We start from the raw sequence: 17,591 nt of genomic DNA, 5'->3' as shown, positions 1-17,591 counted from the left end.
CTCAACAAGCTCAACAAGCTCAACAAGCTCAACAAGCTCAACAAGCTCAACAAGCTCAACAAGCTCAACAAGCTCAACAAGCTCAACAAGCGACTGAAACACTTGTTCAAGATTTTTCAATCGAAACGCCGCTCATTCCTATTGAAATTTCCTCCTTTGAAAATATTCTTACGCCTTTGAATGAAGAACCACCAGAAATGTAATTAAAAAAACCAGCCTAAGCTGGTTTTTTTATGTGTTAATTTAAACCTAATTTTTCTGCCACATAGTCCGAGTCTTTATCACCTCGACCTGATAAATTCACCACCACAATGGTATCTTTGGACAATTGTGGAGCTTCGCGTATCGCCCAAGCAACAGCATGTGAACTTTCTAATGCAGGCACAATCCCTTCAACTCGAGATAGAGTCATGAATGCATTCAGACATTCTTCATCAGTTGCTGTTGAGTACTCAACACGACCAATATCTTTTAAGAAACTGTGTTGAGGCCCCACACCAGGATAATCTAATCCAGAAGCAATTGAATGCACAGGTAATGGCTCGCCATTTTCATCTTCCAGCACATAACACGCCATACCATGAAGTTGACTTGGTTTACCTAAAGTTAATGTTGCCGAATGTTGATCAGTATCTAAACCATGTCCTGCTGGTTCAACACCAATCAATTTCACACTACCATCATTAAGGAATGCACTGAATGCTCCCATTGCATTTGAGCCACCGCCAACACAAGCAACAATATAATCAGGATATTTGTTAAATCTGTCTTGTGATTGAACTTTAATTTCATCACCGATAATTGCTTGGAAATCACGCACCATTTTAGGAAATGGATGTGGACCAACGACTGATCCGATGGCATAAATAAAGCTATCAGGGTCTTTCAAATACTCTTCGAAAGCACTATCAACAGCATCTTTTAATGTTGCTGTTCCACGAGTGACTGAAATTAGATTCGCACCCAAAATTTTCATTTTCACGACATTTGGATGTTCTTTTTCAATATCAACTTGACCCATATGAATTTCACACGGGATACCAACCAAGGCACAAGCGGTGGCTAATGCGACACCATGTTGACCTGCCCCAGTTTCAGCAATGACTTTTTTCTTGCCCATGTATTTAGCAAGTAAAGCTTCACCCAAACAATGGTTAATTTTATGCGCACCTGTATGGTTCAAATCTTCACGCTTCAGATAAATTTGAGCACCGCCCAATTGTTCTGAAAGTCGTTTGGCATGAAATAAAGGACTTGGACGACCTACATAATGCGCAAACAGCTCTGAAAGCTCATTTTGAAATTCAGGTGTTTTACGAATTTCTTCATAAGCAACATTGATTTGATCCATTGCTGCTTTTAAATGAGGTGGAATGAATTGACCACCATATTCACCAAAAAAACCTTCTTCATTTGGCAATGCCACACCATTGATTTGATAGCTCATATCAAGATCCTTTAGATGAATATAATTTAAAAAAGTTAGCGCGAGAGGAATTTAGTCATATCTTCAATGCCTTTTAAAGTCATTGGATACATATGATCTTCAAATAATTCTTTGATCATTCCTATCGTTTGAGTGTAATGCCAGTAATTCTCAGTTTCAGGATTCAACCAAGCCGTCTTTTCATAATGCTGGCGCAAACGACGCAGCCAAATTTCACCCGACTCTTCATTCATGTATTCGACAGAACCACCAGCAGATTTTAATTCGTATGGCGCCATACTTGCATCACCAACAACAATCACTCGATAATCTTTACCATAGGTATTAAATAAATCTAAGGTATTCATTTTTGTCGAAGTACGGCGATGATTGTCTTTCCACACGTAATCATAAAGACAGTTATGGAAATAGAAATATTCTAAAGTCTTAAATTCTGTTTTGGCTGCACTAAACAGTTTTTCACATTGTGCAATATAGGCATCCATAGAACCGCCTACATCGAACAACATTAAAACTTTAATTCGATTACGACGCTCTGGCACCATCTGTACATCAAGAATTCCCTGCTTAGCCGTTTCGCGAATCGTTTGATCTATATCAAGCTCTTCTTCAGCACCTTGACGCGCAAATTTTCTCAGACGACGCAACGCCATTTGCATATGACGTGTTCCCAAAATTTGATCATCATCAAGATTTTGGTATTTACGTTGTTCCCACACTTTCACCGCAGATTTTTTACGTCCCGGCCCTCCAATTCTCACCCCCTCTGGGTGATCACCAAAAGCTCCAAACGGTGAAGTGCCACCAGTGCCAATCATACGATTACCACCTTGGTGTTTTTTATGTTGCTCACGCAAACGCTCTTCCAGCATTTTCATGAGCTCTTCTAAAGAACCTGCTCTTTGTAGTGCTTCACGTTGCTCTGGCGTTAAGTGTTTTTCAAGGAGTTCTAAATCAAACCATTCTTTAGGAAGTTGATTAACTTTACTGAGTAAATCATCTACATCAAAGGTTTGAATGCCCTGAAAATAATCCTTCATAGCACGATCATACTTATCGAAGTAACGCTCATCCTTGACCATGACTGTCTTCACAAGCTGATAAAAATCATCTTGATCTGCAAAAACCAAACCTAGACTAATTGCTTGATTTAAATCAATCAGCTCGCGCGTCGTTACGGGGATTCCGTATTTTCGCAAGGTGTAAAACAGTCTTACGAACATAGTATCACCTATCGACGAGTCATAAATGCGAGGCGCTCAAGTAGCTGCACATCTTGCTCATTTTTGATGAGCGCACCATACAGCGGTGGAATTGCTTTTGACTTATCATGGTTTCTTAAAATATCTTCAGGCATATCATCAGCCATCAATAAGCTTAACCAATCAATTAATTCAGAAGTTGAAGGTGGCTTCTTAAGACCAGGTATTTGGCGAAGCTTAAAGAAGACCTGAAGTGCCTCACTGACCAATGTCGTTGAAATTCTTGGAAAATGAACTGCAATAATTTCACGCATGGTCTGTTCATCTGGGAATTCAATATAATGAAAGAAACAACGGCGTAAAAAAGCATCAGGAAGTTCTTTTTCATTATTTGAAGTGATGATCACAATTGGACGCTGTGTTGCAGTAATTGTTTCACCAGTTTCATAAACAAAGAATGACATTTTGTCTAGTTCATGAAGCAAATCATTTGGGAACTCGATATCTGCTTTATCAATCTCATCAATTAATAAAACGCAACGTTCTTCAGAGGTAAATGCTTCCCACAATTTACCTGGTTTAATATAGTTTTTAATATCATAAACACGCTCATCACCCAATTGACTATCGCGTAATCTTGAAACGGCATCGTATTCATAAAGACCTTGTTGAGCCTTCGTCGTTGATTTGATATGCCAAGTAATCAGTTTTAAACCCAGGCTATCAGCAACTTGTTCAGCCAATAATGTTTTACCTGTACCTGGCTCACCCTTCACTAAAAGAGGCTTTTGCAACGCTCGAGCGGCCTTCACAGCAAGCTTGAGACTATCTGTGGCGATATATTGATCTGTACCCGTAAATTGATGTGCATCAACAGACATAATGAAACCTTATTTTTTTATTTGGATAATTAAAGTGGTGGTGTCTTCACTGACGATGTGTGTCTCAGATTCTTTTGTTTAGAAGCGTACTTAGTCCAGAAATAACCTGCCAATAACCCTAAAGCAATAACAAAGGCAATCAATGAGAAATTAGACCAGATCAAAGGTGAATCTTTTGTTAATACCCCAAAGATCAAACCAAAAGTTGCAGGTGCTAAGGCGGAATTAGGACCTTCAGAAATCGTTGGTGTTGCCAAAATAGCAAACACAAAAATCCAAGTCACTCCACCTAAAGGTGAAGGTAGGCGTTTCGCTATGCCGTACCAACACCACAGAATAATCAAAGTTCCGAGAATATAGACGGTAATTGCAATGTTATATTCTGGAATTGAATCCAACATTGAAACAAACTGATCCCATCCTCCAACTTGATTATCACGCACCGCGTAGTCCCTCTGGCTCTACCGCATTAGGATTGATCAATCCTTCAGGCGGCAATTGTAAAAAGAATCCTTTCGTCTGAATTGAATCCATCACATGTAAAACATTTGCACGCGCTAATTTGCGTTCTACATGTAATTCCAGTGACATCACAAATGTCGCTCGGCCAAATGCATTTTTCATTGCATCAGATAATACTGATAACGGATCAACAGCTTCTTGGTTTTCCGCTTGTTCAGGACGCGCAACGTAAATATACATTTCGTCTTTCTTACTAGATTTGTAGATTTCACACCACATGATTCAAACAACACCTTTTAAACTCAAAGCAAAGCATACATCAAAAAAAACGGCGAAACATTAGCGTTTGTTAACGCATCAGTCTAGTTTAGGATGACTGGTAATTCTTTAATCAAATTTTGAGAGAAGTCATTCATTGACTTTCATTTGCATACTCAAATATTGTGCATCTTTATGAAGCAACTCAATTAATGGCTTCGTCAGTAAATCATAACGCCAACCGAGTAAATATTGAGGTAAGTCTTGTTCATCGCCATGAAAAACCACATGCTGATATAAAGCCCCGAGCCATTTTTTTCGCATTAACACTTCTTTGGGGATCACCAACTCTTCTGCAAGATTACCAATCATGTTATCAACATCATGTGTAATATCTTTAGATGAATGTTTAATTGGTCGAGCAATTCGTAATGGCCATTCTTCCATTGGGGGCAGCAACGCAATAATATCCAAAATCGTTTTACCGTGCTCACGAACCACATTCGGACGAATATTTTTAACTTGGGATAATTGGAAGGTATTTTTTGGATTTTTTTCCACCAAATCAATCATAGTGGCATTTTTCAGAATAAAACTTCGAGGCTGATTTAAAGCCTTCACCATTTCTTCACGCCAAACACTGAGCAATTGTAGCTGCATTAACTGCTTTCGAGAGTGTCTATAATTTCCGACATCTTCGTATAGTTTCTCTTTCGGCGTTTCTGTCGCAATCTCAAGCGTGAGGCTCTTACAATCCTCTAGTACATACTGATAATGCCCTTTTTTCTCTAATTCATTTTTTAGCGCATCGGCTAAATTCATAATATATAAGACATCATTCGCTGCGTATGCTTTTTGCTCTTCAGTTAAAGGACGTGCAAGCCAATCTGAACGTGTTTGATCTTTATCAATTTCTATATTTAAAATTTCTTTAAGCGCATTTTGATAACTGACCTGTAATCCGTGTCCGAGAAAAGACAAAGCCACCTGAGTATCAAATACATTATTAAGATGATTGCCTTTTGAATAATGGTAAATCAGATCAATATCTTCACCACAAGCATGGAAAATATTTTGCTTTGCAGCAAAAACTTTAGGCCAGAAACTCGAAAAATCTAGACGTGTACCGTCTAATAAAAACACCTGATCTGCGACATTGATTTGCAAGACACCCAATTTTGGCCATAGTGTATCAACTTTGATAAATTCAGTATCTAAACCATAAACATCTTGTTGACTCATTAGTGTCAAAACATGCTCGAGTTCTTTTTGCTCTTGGATAAATTGAAACATCATAAAAAACAATGTGCTAGATTGGTATCGAGATGTATTTTAGCTTAAATTATCAATTTTAAATATAAATTTTCAATTAAAGCGTCAAGCAAATCTATGTATACACTGTAAATAGTTATAAAACATGAAAAATTTAATATTTTTTTGACTAAAAAACTATTCAGAAAAGTGATATTTCTCTAATCAAAAAAATAAGCACAATTTGTGCTTATTTCATTTGCATACGATTATGAACTGCTTGGCTTAAGGTGTGACTATCGACATACTCAAGCTCACCCCCTTGTGGTACACCTTGAGCAATACGCGTCATTTTGATATTCAAATGACGTGTAGCTTCAACCAAATAATGTGCCGTAGCCTGTCCTTCAACCGTTGCATTGGTAGCGAGAATAACCTCTGCTACCTGACCTTCAGCTAAGCGTTGAACTAATGCAGGTATGCCAACCTCTTCAGGCCCTATACCATCTAAAGGAGATAAATGCCCCCCCAATACATGATATTTGCCTCTGAAACTTCCACTTTGCTCAATTGCCATCACGTCTGCAGGAGATTCAACCACACAGAGCAAGGTATCATCTCGGTCTTGCGACAGACAAATGTCACACACCTCATTCTCAGTCAATGAGTGGCAAATAGCACATTCATGGATATGATCAGCGGCATCGCTAAGTGCTTCAGATAATGCCAAAGCACCCTGCTTATTCTTCATGATCAAATGCAACGCCATGCGCTGAGCCGACTTAGGCCCAACGCTTGGTAAAATTCGCAGTGCTTGGACGAGTTGGTCAAACCGTTCGCTGAACACTCGGCAATATCCTTAAAATAAACCTGACAAGCCAGGAGGTAATCCCATACCACTATTTGCAGACTTCATTGTTTCTTCTGAAATTGCTTCTGCTTGGCGTGCAGCGTCATTCATAGCAGCTGCAATCAAATCCTCAATCATATCTGGATCGTCTTGAAGTAATTCTGGATTGATTTCAATGCGTTTTACCACATTACGGCAAGTCATTGTCACTTTTACCAAACCACCACCAGCTTCAGCATGCACTTCTTTCTGTGCAAGCTCCTCTTTCGCTTTCTTGATGTTGGACTCTACTTCCTTTTGCATGCGCTGTGCTTGTTGCATAAGCATGTTAATGTTCATTTGTATACTCCGAACAAATTTAAATTAGACTAAATCAAGACCACGTTGAATGTCTGCAATAATATCATCAACGTCTTCCAAACCTACTGAAAGACGAATTAAACCTTCTGCAATGCCAGCTGCAGCCTTCGCTTTATCAGACAATTTACCATGAGTAGTCGTTGCAGGATGAGTAATCGTTGATTTTGCATCCCCAAGATTCCCAGTAATAGAAATAAATTGAGTGTGATCAATCACTTTCCAAGCAGCTTCTCGCCCACCTTTTACCACGAATGAAACGATACCACCAAAACCTTTTTGTTGCTGTTTAGCCAAATCATGACCTACATGATCCGCTAAGCCAGCAAAGAATACTTTCTCGATTTTATCGTGCTGATGAAGCCACTCAGCAATCTTTTGTGCACTTTCAGAATGAGCCTTCATACGTAGACGAAGCGTTTCCAAACCTTTTAGGAAAACCCAAGCATTGAACGGACTCATAGAAGGCCCAGTTGTACGAACGTAGCCAAAAACTTCTTCAAGTAATTGATGATTACCTACGACAGCACCACCCAACGCACGACCTTGACCATCTAGATATTTTGTCGCTGAATAGACAACTAGATCCGCGCCCAATTTTAATGGTTGTTGTAGCACTGGCGTACAGAAACTATTATCAATTGCGAGTAAGGCATCATTTTCATGCGCGATATCTGCTAATGCACGAATATCAGCAATTTCCGATAATGGATTTGACGGAGATTCTACAAATAGTAGTTTAGTTTCTGGTTTGATCGCAGCTTTCCAAGCATCTAAATCTGTTAAATCAACAAAATTGACAGTCACACCAAACTTAGAAATGTATTTTTCAAATAAGGCCACGGTTGAACCAAATACTGCTCGAGAACATACAACATGATCACCAGCCTTTAAGAATGACATCGCCACCGCCATGATCGCAGCCATACCCGTACTTGTTGCCACTGCACGTTCAGCACCTTCCATTGCAGCCAATCTTTTTTCAAACATTGCGACTGTTGGGTTTGTAAAGCGAGAATAAATATTACCGGGCTCTTTCCCAGAGAATTTAGCTGCTGCTTCTGCTGCATTTGCATATACAAATGAAGAAGTTAGAAACATCGGTTCAGCATGCTCACCTTCAAAACTGCGCGTATGACCTGTACGAAGTGCTAATGTATCAAGTTGGTATTCAATGTCGTCTTGCTGGCTCATTGCTCTAAATCAGTCCTAAAAACTGCCTTTGTGAATAATTGCCAACATTTTGAGCGCCCAAAGCATTTAAGGTCAAGGTAAAATATATAAATATCGCTTAGACTTCGTTCAAATCACATGCTTATGAGATCTTCAACCTTCATGGAACATTTAAAAACTAACTGGCGTTCTAAACAAAGCAAGTTAAAAAATTTAGGGACACGCATTTTTTACGGTAAATCTTTGGTTTTATCTCAAGCAACGCCGTATGAAGTGATAGGTACTCATAAATCGAGTAAAATTCGATATTACGCATCTGAAAATAAAAAATATGTTGAGCCACTGGTCTTTGTCGCGCCTTTAGCGATCAAGATGGATATTTATGATCTTTATCCATACCGTTCTCTTATCAAATATTATACAGAGCAAGGTTTTGACGTGTATTTGTTGGATTGGGGACACTTTAGCTATAAAGATCGCGATCTCAACTTTTTAGGTTTTATTGATGATGCAATTCCGAATTGTATCGATCAAATTCGTACACACGCTAAATCTGATCAAATTTCTTTACATGGCTGGAGTATGGCGGGAATATTTGTTCTGTTGTATACAGCGCTCAGACAGCCGAACCATGTAAAAAATCTAATCGTTTTAGGTAGTCCAATTGATAGCTTTGCTTCAGGCAGTATCGGAAAACTATATGCTAAGATGAATCGCTATCTTGAAAGAACTCGACTACTCAAACATAAAGTCTATAACGGTCGTATTTCTAAGCGCCTCATTCACTCCCCAGGTATTTTAAATGCAATTGGATTTAAAATTTTAGATCCAAAAGGTTGGTATGAAGGCCATAAACAATTATTACTGAATCTTGATGATAAAAAACTTTTGCATGAACATGCCACTTTAGGTTATTTCCTCAATCATATGATTGATTATCCTGCTGGGGTAAACCAAGACATGTTATTCAATGTCTGGTTAAGAAATCCGTTAAAAAATGGTTATATCGAACTTCAAGATAAGAAAATCGAATTAAAAAATATAGACTGCTCTCTTATGATTGGCGCGGGTTCAAGCGATCAAATGGTCACAGCTGATGCTGTTAGACCATTGACTGAATTGACAAATAGTCGTGATGTCACGTTTACTCTTATTCCTGGTGGGCATTTAGGTTTAATGTCGAGTCAAAAAAGTGCCGATCAATTTTGGCCTGAACTTGCTTACTGGTTAGCAGAGCGTTCAACACAAATAGAGTAAAGAAAATGACGACAGTTGCATTTATTGGATTAGGCGCAATGGGTTACCGTATGGCAGCTCATTTACCAAAACACTTTGAATCAGTTTTGGTATGGAATCGAAATTTCGAGAAAGCCAAACAACATGCAACTGAATATCAAACTCAAGCTGTATCACTGCAAGAAGCTGCCCAAGCTGATATCATTTTTAGTTGCTTACCAACGAGTCAGCAAGTCAATGAGATCATTCATCAAGTCGACATTAAATCTGGATCAATTTGGGTAGACTGCACCAGTGGCGTGCCTGATGCAGCTAAAGCACAACAAGCTTTTTTAAAATCAAAAGGTGTATTTTTTCTAGACGCACCTGTTAGCGGACAAACTATCGGTGCTGAAAATGCGACTTTAACCTTCATGGTAGGTGGTGAAAAAGCTGCTTTTGAAGCTGCATTACCAGCAATGCAAGCCATGGGTAAACTGATTAAGCATGTAGGAGACTCAGGATCTGGTTTTGCTGTGAAAGCAGTGAACAACATGCTCTTGGCTGTTCACTTATGTGCCGCTGCTGAAGGTTTTACTGCACTCAAAGCACATGGTGTGGATTTAAATGAAGCATTAGAGTGCATCAATGCTTCAAGTGGTAAAAGCGGTGTGACTGAAAATGTATTGCCTCAAAGGGTATTAAATCGAAGTTTTCCAAATACTTTTGCCTTACCGTTACTGAGCAAAGACACTGGTATCGCAGTAGACCTCATCCATCAAGCAAAATTATCCGCACCTGTCATTACGCTTACTCAAAGTCTAATTGGTGCTGCTAATGCAATAGCTGAACCTAATAGTGATTTTTCGACAGCAGTTAAAATGTACGAATCATGGAGCAAAATTACCTTAGAATAAATTTTCGCCATTGAATTCACATATAAAGCCCATATAATTGAAATGTGACAATTTCAAATGTCCATTTCTAAATGAGGATACTCATGAATAAGTTTTTATTAGGTTTAATTACTGCTGTATCTGTTTCAGCTGGGGTCAATGCTTTTGCCGACACTACAAAAGAGTGTGAAAAACTTAAAGATGATTACAACATCATCTATGCATCAAAAGGCTTCTGTTTTAAAGATCCAGATACTAAGGCAAAGTTCGGCAATGAAAATTGCAATACAACTAAACCTAAGTTCTCAGAAAAAGAGCAACAAAAGCTTGACTCCATTAAGCAACGTCAGAAAGAATTGAACTGTAAATAATTCAATCTAATTACATTCTGGGAATAGTTATGGCTTACGATGATCAAAATATTTTTGCAAGAATTCTACGTGGTGAACTTCCTGCAATTAAAGTGTATGAGGATGAGCAAGTTCTTGCATTTATGGACATTATGCCTCAAGCAGATGGTCATACTTTAGTCATCCCTAAATCCCCTGCCGTAACTTTACTCGACTTGGACCCAAACACTGCAGCATACACGATTCAAATCGTTCAAAAAATTGCAAAAGCGATTGAAAAAGCACTAGATGCAAAAGGTATAGTGTTGATGCAGCTATCTGGTGCTGCAGCTGGGCAAACCGTGCCTCACGTACACTTTCATCTTATTCCAAGTTCAATCCATGAACTGGGGAAACACGCAGCACAAATGGGTGATCAAGAACGTATCAAGGCTTTGGCTGAGAAGATTAAAGCTGCTTTATGACAGATGCTTATAAAATTAAGGAGCTTTGGCTCCTTTTTTGTTTTTATTCTTTTTAATTACTACAGCTTGTTTCTATCCATTTTCATGATAATGAAATAAATTCTTAATATTACTGACTTATTTGTAATGAATACTTAGCACCAATAGAGAACAGTAGTTACAAAAAAACTACTGATCATGATTATTAGGACAATAAATCAGTCTTTACTGGAGCTAGAAATGAAAAAAACACTTTGCGCATTAGCAGTTGGGGCAACACTAATTACACCATCAATCGCAATGGCAGCCGACGTTAAAATTTATGGTCGTGCGCATGTTTCATTAGATTACCTTGATGATGGTAAAGATTATAATGAAGTGGGTTTATCATCTAATTCATCTCGTCTAGGCTTTAAAGTTGAACAGAAACTAGAAAATGATATGACTGTTTTTGGTCAAATTGAACAAGAAATCAACTTTGCTAGCGGTGGACAAAATTCAGGTGTTGATTTTGCAACACGTGATACATTTGTTGGTTTAAAAGGTAATTTCGGTCAAACTCGTGTCGGTCGTTTTGATAGCCCTTTTAAAATAGCACGTGGTCCAGTTAACTATTTCGGCGATCAAGTAGGTGATTTACGTAATGTAACACGTGCTGGTGACTTACGTTTTGATGAGCGTAATGAAAATACCATCGAATATAAATCACCAAAATTCGGAAATGGGTTCAATGTATTAGCAGCACTTTCATTGCACGAAAGCAATTCTCCAGGCTTCACGGAAACAATTGTAGATAAAGATACTGGTGAAGTTATTCAAAAGAAAGGCGACTCTAAAAAGAATAAAGCTTACGATCTTGCATTGACCTTTAAAGAAGGTCCTGTTGATTTCGCAGCTGCTTATGAACACTATGAAGAAGATGCGACTCGCGGCGAACGTGATGGCTTCCGTTTAGCTGGTGCTTATAAAATCACACCAGAGCTAAATATTGGTGGTTTATATCAATATATGACTCATGACAATGACGTAAAAAATCCTGATGCACAAGTCATTGGTGTTGCAGCTGATTATAAATTTGCACCAAAAACATATATCCGTGGTCAAGTGATGCACCGTGATGTAGATGCTAAAGATGCGAACGCAACACTCATTGCTTTAGGACTTGAACATCGTCTTGATAAAGCAGTTCGTGTTTACGGTAACATCGCAACTGTGCTTAATGACAAAAACTCAAGCCTTACACCGTGGGAACAAGCACGTACAAATAATGTGAAGGGTTTCAAAGGTGAGGATGCTTTAGGTTTATCTTTAGGTTTCCGTTACGATTTCTAAGCCCTAATTGATTTAAATAAAGCACACTTATTGTGTGCTTTTTTGATTAAAATAAAATAAATCCAATTATATATATTTATCGAATATATACCAATCAATGTAATATTACTGTCACACATCAAACGTACCATCGCTGCAAGGTCTTTCCTGACGGCTCAAAAAGCAATAATTGGTACTATGCACTCTTTTGAAAACTTTCAACACAATTCAGACACTTACATTAATCGCGAACTTTCATTATTAGAATTCCATAAACGAGTTTTAGCTCAAGCTAAAGACCCTCACCACCCCTTATTAGAGCGACTAAATTTTTTAATCATCTTTTCTCGGAATTTAGATGAGTTTTTTGAAATACGCGTTGCTGGACTTTTAAAACAGATCGAATTAAATCAAATAACTACTGCGCCTGATGCTATTCCCAATGAAATTATTTTAGAACAAATATCTAAAACAACGCATCATGCGGTTCAAGAACAATATCAGATACTTAATAACGAGCTCATTCCTCAACTTAAATCTTATGGTATCGAATTTATCCAATATCATGGAATTTTAGATAAATATACTGAATGGATTCAAAACTACTTCAGTAAATTTATTCAACCAGTAATCACGCCCATCAGTTTAGACCCTGCCCATCCTTTTCCCCGTTTAGTCAATAAGAGCCTTAATTTTATTGTCACGCTTGAAGGTAAAGATGCTTTTGGTCGTCAGATTGAGCTCGCGATCGTACCTGCACCGAGAACTTTGCCAAGGGCGGTCAAAATTCCTGATGACTTATGCGAAGGTAAGCAACATTACATCCTGTTGTCGGCTATTCTGCAACAACATATCAATGACTTATTTCCAGGAATGAAGGCGACAGGATGCTACCAATTCCGTGTTACACGCAATGCTGACTTAAATTTAGCTGACGATGTAGACGATCTGGCAGTTGCTCTTAAAGATGAACTTTCTTCGCGAAGATTTGGACGTGAAGTTCGACTTGAAATTGATCACAATTGCCCAGAAACGATTAACCAATATCTACTTGAACAATTTTCTTTAGAACCTTCACAACTCTATCGTGTTCAAGGTCCTGTAAATTTAGCTCGATTATTTTCAGATTTTGATTGTCCAGATTTGAAGTTTAAACCCTATCAACCCGTGATACCGAAGATATTGAGACAATCAAAAAGTATATTTGATGTATTAAAACAACGTGATGTCCTTTTACATCATCCTTTTGACTCATTTTCACCCGTCATCAACCTGTTAAAAGAGGCTGCAAAAGACCCTAATGTCTTGGCAATTAAGCAAACTCTTTATCGCAGCGGACCAGATTCAGAGATCGTTCAGGTCTTAGCAGAAGCAGCACGAAATGGTAAAGAAGTTACTGCGATTATTGAATTACGTGCTAGATTCGATGAAGAATCCAATATCATGGTCGCCAACCTCCTACAAGAAGCTGGAGCTGTTGTTGTGTATGGCATCGTGGGCTATAAAACTCACGCTAAAATGATTCTGGTTGTTCGTAGAGAAGCAGATCATCTGAAACGGTATGTTCATTTGGGAACTGGCAATTATCATGCTGGTAATGCAAAAATGTATACCGATTACGGTCTTCTGACCACTGATGATGACATTTGTGAAGATGTCCATAAAATCTTTCAAGAATTGACAGGTATGGGAAAAATGGCAAAGCCTAAAAAGCTGTTCCATGCACCTTTTACCTTGCATGAACAGCTTTTAAAACTCATTGCCAATGAAATCCACCATGCTAAGTCTGGTCATAAAGCGCATATTATTATCAAAGTTAACGCTTTAACTGAACCTAAATTAATCGCGGCACTTTATCAAGCGTCAAATGCAGGTGTTCAAATCGATCTGATCATTCGTTCCATCTGTTCATTAAGACCTCAAGTACGACAGTTATCAGAAAATATCCGCGTCAGATCCATTGTAGGACGTTTTTTAGAACACACACGGGTCTACTATTTTCTAGATCAAGGCAATGAGAAATTATATTGTTCAAGTGCAGACTGGATGGGACGTAATTTATTTTCAAGAGTGGAAACTTGTTTTCCGATTGAAGATAAAAAACTAAAGAAAACGATTATTAAAGATGGTCTACTGAATTATCTGAACGATAATCAACGTGCTTGGGAATTAGATCAAGAACATCAATGGAACAAGGTATGCCCAACTGATGATCAAGAAATTTTTATCGCTCAAGAATATCTAACCAATCTACGTCAAATGTAGTGATCAAACATTAAGTGTGATCCACAATGTCCTTAAATTGAGCATCTAATACTTGGGCCAATGATTGAGGATCTAATCCGATATCTAGCCCTCGTTTTCCACCACTCACGTACACCTTTTTAAGAGAACTTGCCGATTGGTGAATGACTGTATTAAGTCGCTTTTTTTGAGCAATTGGACTAATCCCACCCACTAAGTAACCGGTCAGACGCTCAGCCACTTTCGGATCAGCCATTTTAAGTTTTTTACAACTGAAAGCATTCGCCGCCTTTTTTAAATTAAGTTGATGGTCCACTGGTAAAATTGTCACAAAATAATTGACATCATCTGTCACTAGAAGTGTCTTAAAAACTTCATGTACAGATAAACCCAATTTTTGAGCTGCTTCTAAACCAAAACTTTCAGCATTAGGATCATGCTCATATTCATGAACAGAATAATCTATCTTTTTGTTTTTTAGAAATTTACAAGCTGGCGTCATGATGATTTCAGGCATTTAATAATGGCATTATTATAAGAAAATATTGAATCAATTTTAAAGTTTTTCTGATCTATTTATCTTACTCATCAATATATTGCAAAACTACAACACTCCAATTTATCTAGGGCTTGACCCCAATCACCAGCTTACTTATGATTTTTGCAAATTGAATTTGTACGGTTACTATTTTGCTTTTTTTACAACGTTTACAATCACCTCCCCCATCCTTTACTTTCCTTAAATATAGTTTAGTTCTATCATCGTGTATCGTGTTTGTCGGTTGCTCATCTTTAGGTGGTGGTTCAGTACAAAAACGCGCCGCAAAACTTTCAACAGGTATTCAAAAGGCATACTCTGTACACCCAGACACCGCAAATAGGGTTTCACCACTAATTGTGCAAAGTGCGCAACAATTTGATGTCGACCCCCTGTTAATGGCCGCTCTTATTCGACAAGAATCGAGTTATCGAAATTATGCAGTATCACCAGCAGGTGCTGTAGGTCTTACCCAAATTATCCCTAGATATTGGCAACAATCTTGTCCAGGTGACCTTTTTCAAGAAAATATTAATATACATTGTGGGACTTTTATCCTATCAAAATATAATCAATCTACTGGTAGCTGGAAAAAAGCACTGGCCTATTACAACGTTGGACCTACTGGATACAACACAAATCGAAAAATGAAAAAACAAGGTAAACGTTATGCCAAACAGGTTAAAGAGCATCAAAAAATTTTAAAATCACATTTATAAAAAAAGCCTCTTATGAGGCTTTTATTCTACTGTGTAATTGAAGATGCGATTTTTATTTTTTCAGGAACTGTTTCAATCACTTTTGTCCTTTTAATACATAATACGGCTATTGCACCAATTACTGCTGGTATAGCAACGGCAATGAAATTCCATTTGTGCGGCAATTCCATTCCTAAAAGAATACCAATGACAATGGGGCCGACAATTGCACCTATACGCCCTACTGCTGAAGCCCAACCAATCCCAGTTGAACGTACAGCAATTGGATAAGATTGCGCTACATAGCTATATATTAAAATACTTGTACCAATTGATGCTGCACCAGCCAATGCCACAAGTAGATAAATAACCATTGGCGGCGAATTGAAACTTAATCCAAATAAAGCGAAAGCTCCAATTACAAACATCGAAATCACTACAGGTTTGAGATGAAATTTGTCTGCTAGAATTCCACCACCAATAGTACCGATGACAGCGCCAATATTTAATGAAAGTAAAAACGTTAAACTACTTCCTAAAGAATAACCTGCAGCCATCATTAACTTTGGTAACCAACTTCCTAATGCGTATGTCATTAAAAGACACATAAAAAAGCAGCACCAAAATAACAACGTCGTTGTCGCTCTATTATCAGTAAAAAGAGATTTAACCGATGCATCAGGTAGTTTAATTTCGTTTAGAACCAAATGAGTTGTAGAGTTAACATTTAAATCTGCGTTGATCTTATTAATAATTTCTGAGGCAGGTTCATAATTTTTTTGTTTCACTAAAAATGTTAGTGATTCAGGCATATACTTCCATATAAACGGTAATACTAATAATGGAATTCCTGCAATAAAGAACATAATCTGCCAACCAAATTCAGGTGTAAATTTTACACCCAATAAAGCCGCCATAATTCCGCCAACTGCATAGCCACTAAACATAATTGTAACTAAGGTACTTCTCAATTTTTGTGGTGCATATTCAGAAGTTAAAGTTACTAAATTTGGCAAAACACCGCCTATACCAAGTCCAGCAATAAATCTTAAAATTCCAAATTCTGTTGGATTACTTGCGAATCCTCCTAAAAAAGTAAAACCACTGAACAAGGTTACACAAATTAAAATAACTTTTTTTCGACCAATTTTATCTGCCAACATACCAAAAAGCATCGCACCAAACATCATTCCCGCTAGCGCTGTGCTCGCTAATAACCCAGCTTGGACAGAAGTCATACCCCACTCTTGCATAAGAAGTGGCAACGTTACGCCATTAATTGCTAAATCATAACCGTCAAAAATTACGATAAATAAACACCATAATACGATTGATAAATGAAAGGGTTTAAATTTTGCATTATCAATTACAGCATTCACATTCATTGTCTGCGCTGTCATTTTTATCTCACCTCCAATTGTGAGTATTTTTAAAATAATGAACCTAGATTCATATTTTATATAAATGCAATAAATTAGGATTTTTGTCTATACAACTTTCTAGTGGACTATTCATTTAATAGATTGATTAATAATTCAATTGGCATAAAAAATCATGAAAATTCAAGTTTTAAGAGTTTTATATTTATTCTTAGTTACTAAGAATGAATTCTTATATAACCTTTCGACTGAAATCTTGATTTTTAATACTCAATCTGCAAATTAGGATTGGCATTTTATTTAATAGTCAACTTTAATGCTCTTTGTAAATAAAAATTTCATTGTAAATCATTCATTTTTTGAACCATTCATTATTGTTTATTATTTAGCTTTTCAACTAATTAGTTGGGTTGTTTTTATGATATTAGCCTTATCACTAAGGCATTTATTGTTTAGCATAAATTAACTGAATGGAGCTTCTTATTTAATTACAAGGGTTTAATTATTTTCAAATTCGATTATCCACATAAAAAAACACCCCCTTGTATTGAAGGGGGTGTTTAGAATAATGAGCTGGCGATGACTTACTCTCACATGGGTAACCCCACACTACCATCAGCGCTAAGAGGTTTCACT

19 protein-coding genes are annotated in these 17,591 nt (G+C 37.5%); 8 read left to right on the top strand and 11 right to left on the bottom strand.

Annotated elements, in window-relative coordinates:
* On the top strand, positions 1–203 hold a 203-nt coding region (locus tag AC1M84_RS14035; protein ID WP_481595206.1), incomplete at its 5' end, for a hypothetical protein.
* A 35-nt stretch (positions 204–238) separates the two neighbouring features.
* Here the strand turns inward: AC1M84_RS14035 and trpB are convergent.
* The 9 genes from trpB to AC1M84_RS13990 all read right to left on the bottom strand — a co-directional run bounded on the left by trpB (position 239) and on the right by AC1M84_RS13990 (position 7,902).
* Positions 239–1,447, bottom strand: a complete 1,209-nt coding sequence (gene trpB, locus AC1M84_RS14030) for a tryptophan synthase subunit beta (RefSeq protein ID WP_481595205.1) — start codon at positions 1,445–1,447, stop codon at positions 239–241.
* A gap of 35 nt (positions 1,448–1,482) precedes the next feature.
* A complete protein-coding gene (locus AC1M84_RS14025; RefSeq protein WP_481593959.1) occupies positions 1,483–2,670 on the bottom strand; it encodes a vWA domain-containing protein in 1,188 nt (395 codons plus the stop codon).
* 8 nt (positions 2,671–2,678) lie between these two features.
* A complete protein-coding gene (locus AC1M84_RS14020) occupies positions 2,679–3,530 on the bottom strand; it encodes an AAA family ATPase (RefSeq protein WP_092768445.1) in 852 nt (283 codons plus the stop codon).
* Between the two features lie 29 nt (positions 3,531–3,559).
* Positions 3,560–3,931, bottom strand: coding sequence for a hypothetical protein (locus AC1M84_RS14015; RefSeq protein WP_481589528.1), 372 nt, complete (start codon positions 3,929–3,931; stop codon positions 3,560–3,562).
* Between the two features lie 34 nt (positions 3,932–3,965).
* Positions 3,966–4,271 (bottom strand): YcgL domain-containing protein, encoded by a 306-nt coding sequence (locus AC1M84_RS14010; RefSeq protein ID WP_481595204.1) that lies wholly within the window; start codon positions 4,269–4,271, stop codon positions 3,966–3,968.
* 129 nt (positions 4,272–4,400) lie between these two features.
* Positions 4,401–5,543 (bottom strand): ribonuclease D, encoded by a 1,143-nt coding sequence (locus AC1M84_RS14005; protein WP_035266550.1) that lies wholly within the window; start codon positions 5,541–5,543, stop codon positions 4,401–4,403.
* Between the two features lie 208 nt (positions 5,544–5,751).
* A complete protein-coding gene (gene recR, locus AC1M84_RS14000; RefSeq protein WP_481593960.1) occupies positions 5,752–6,348 on the bottom strand; it encodes a recombination mediator RecR in 597 nt (198 codons plus the stop codon).
* A 12-nt stretch (positions 6,349–6,360) separates the two neighbouring features.
* Entirely contained in the window at positions 6,361–6,690 is a 330-nt protein-coding gene (locus AC1M84_RS13995) for a YbaB/EbfC family nucleoid-associated protein (RefSeq protein ID WP_035266548.1), read from the bottom strand.
* A gap of 24 nt (positions 6,691–6,714) precedes the next feature.
* Positions 6,715–7,902, bottom strand: a complete 1,188-nt coding sequence (locus tag AC1M84_RS13990; RefSeq protein WP_481595203.1) for an O-succinylhomoserine sulfhydrylase — start codon at positions 7,900–7,902, stop codon at positions 6,715–6,717.
* 141 nt (positions 7,903–8,043) lie between these two features.
* On the opposite strand from AC1M84_RS13990, the gene AC1M84_RS13985 reads away from it, so the two are divergent.
* From AC1M84_RS13985 to ppk1, 6 genes are all read left to right on the top strand, one after another.
* The gene (locus tag AC1M84_RS13985) at positions 8,044–9,138 is read left to right on the top strand and encodes an alpha/beta fold hydrolase (RefSeq protein ID WP_481595202.1); all 1,095 of its coding nucleotides are present in this window, start codon (positions 8,044–8,046) and stop codon (positions 9,136–9,138) included.
* A 5-nt stretch (positions 9,139–9,143) separates the two neighbouring features.
* Positions 9,144–10,013 (top strand): NAD(P)-dependent oxidoreductase, encoded by an 870-nt coding sequence (locus AC1M84_RS13980; RefSeq protein WP_481592278.1) that lies wholly within the window; start codon positions 9,144–9,146, stop codon positions 10,011–10,013.
* An 83-nt stretch (positions 10,014–10,096) separates the two neighbouring features.
* The gene (locus AC1M84_RS13975; RefSeq protein WP_035266544.1) at positions 10,097–10,363 is read left to right on the top strand and encodes a YARHG domain-containing protein; all 267 of its coding nucleotides are present in this window, start codon (positions 10,097–10,099) and stop codon (positions 10,361–10,363) included.
* A 29-nt stretch (positions 10,364–10,392) separates the two neighbouring features.
* Positions 10,393–10,806: an HIT family protein gene (locus AC1M84_RS13970; protein WP_481587969.1), complete on the top strand. Its 414-nt coding sequence runs from the start codon at positions 10,393–10,395 to the stop codon at positions 10,804–10,806.
* 219 nt (positions 10,807–11,025) lie between these two features.
* On the top strand, positions 11,026–12,117 hold the full coding sequence (locus AC1M84_RS13965) for a porin (RefSeq protein WP_481595201.1): 1,092 nt from the start codon (positions 11,026–11,028) through the stop codon (positions 12,115–12,117).
* 177 nt (positions 12,118–12,294) lie between these two features.
* On the top strand, positions 12,295–14,361 hold the full coding sequence (ppk1, locus tag AC1M84_RS13960) for a polyphosphate kinase 1 (protein WP_481595200.1): 2,067 nt from the start codon (positions 12,295–12,297) through the stop codon (positions 14,359–14,361).
* Between the two features lie 10 nt (positions 14,362–14,371).
* Here the strand turns inward: ppk1 and ybaK are convergent, their stop codons facing one another.
* Complete coding sequence (ybaK, locus tag AC1M84_RS13955; RefSeq protein WP_180028959.1) at positions 14,372–14,842, bottom strand: Cys-tRNA(Pro) deacylase; 471 nt, start codon at positions 14,840–14,842, stop codon at positions 14,372–14,374.
* Between the two features lie 266 nt (positions 14,843–15,108).
* On the opposite strand from ybaK, the gene AC1M84_RS13950 reads away from it, so the two are divergent.
* Positions 15,109–15,597, top strand: a complete 489-nt coding sequence (locus AC1M84_RS13950) for a lytic transglycosylase domain-containing protein (RefSeq protein ID WP_481595207.1) — start codon at positions 15,109–15,111, stop codon at positions 15,595–15,597.
* 26 nt (positions 15,598–15,623) lie between these two features.
* Here the strand turns inward: AC1M84_RS13950 and AC1M84_RS13945 are convergent, their stop codons facing one another.
* Entirely contained in the window at positions 15,624–16,976 is a 1,353-nt protein-coding gene (locus tag AC1M84_RS13945; protein WP_481595199.1) for an MFS transporter, read from the bottom strand.
* Positions 16,977–17,591: the final 615 nt, after the last annotated feature.

It is taken from the genome of Acinetobacter sp. 24-47-66 (genome assembly GCF_056779755.1).
This window is presented reverse-complemented; position numbering and strand designations above follow the sequence as displayed.

Excerpts from the sequence above, each read along its gene's own strand:
- trpB (WP_481595205.1), bottom strand. The coding sequence starts at position 1,447 with ATGAGCTATCAAATCAATGGTGTGGCATTGCCAAATGAAGAAGGTTTT.
- AC1M84_RS14025 (WP_481593959.1), bottom strand. The coding sequence starts at position 2,670 with ATGTTCGTAAGACTGTTTTACACCTTGCGAAAATACGGAATCCCCGTA.
- AC1M84_RS14020 (WP_092768445.1), bottom strand. The coding sequence starts at position 3,530 with ATGTCTGTTGATGCACATCAATTTACGGGTACAGATCAATATATCGCC.
- AC1M84_RS14015 (WP_481589528.1), bottom strand. The coding sequence starts at position 3,931 with ATGTTGGATTCAATTCCAGAATATAACATTGCAATTACCGTCTATATT.
- AC1M84_RS14010 (WP_481595204.1), bottom strand. The coding sequence starts at position 4,271 with ATGTGGTGTGAAATCTACAAATCTAGTAAGAAAGACGAAATGTATATT.
- AC1M84_RS14005 (WP_035266550.1), bottom strand. The coding sequence starts at position 5,543 with ATGTTTCAATTTATCCAAGAGCAAAAAGAACTCGAGCATGTTTTGACA.
- AC1M84_RS13995 (WP_035266548.1), bottom strand. The coding sequence starts at position 6,690 with ATGAACATTAACATGCTTATGCAACAAGCACAGCGCATGCAAAAGGAA.
- AC1M84_RS13990 (WP_481595203.1), bottom strand. The coding sequence starts at position 7,902 with ATGAGCCAGCAAGACGACATTGAATACCAACTTGATACATTAGCACTT.
- AC1M84_RS13985 (WP_481595202.1), top strand. The coding sequence starts at position 8,044 with ATGGAACATTTAAAAACTAACTGGCGTTCTAAACAAAGCAAGTTAAAA.
- AC1M84_RS13980 (WP_481592278.1), top strand. The coding sequence starts at position 9,144 with ATGACGACAGTTGCATTTATTGGATTAGGCGCAATGGGTTACCGTATG.
- AC1M84_RS13975 (WP_035266544.1), top strand. The coding sequence starts at position 10,097 with ATGAATAAGTTTTTATTAGGTTTAATTACTGCTGTATCTGTTTCAGCT.
- AC1M84_RS13970 (WP_481587969.1), top strand. The coding sequence starts at position 10,393 with ATGGCTTACGATGATCAAAATATTTTTGCAAGAATTCTACGTGGTGAA.
- AC1M84_RS13965 (WP_481595201.1), top strand. The coding sequence starts at position 11,026 with ATGAAAAAAACACTTTGCGCATTAGCAGTTGGGGCAACACTAATTACA.
- ppk1 (WP_481595200.1), top strand. The coding sequence starts at position 12,295 with ATGCACTCTTTTGAAAACTTTCAACACAATTCAGACACTTACATTAAT.
- ybaK (WP_180028959.1), bottom strand. The coding sequence starts at position 14,842 with ATGACGCCAGCTTGTAAATTTCTAAAAAACAAAAAGATAGATTATTCT.
- AC1M84_RS13945 (WP_481595199.1), bottom strand. The coding sequence starts at position 16,976 with ATGACAGCGCAGACAATGAATGTGAATGCTGTAATTGATAATGCAAAA.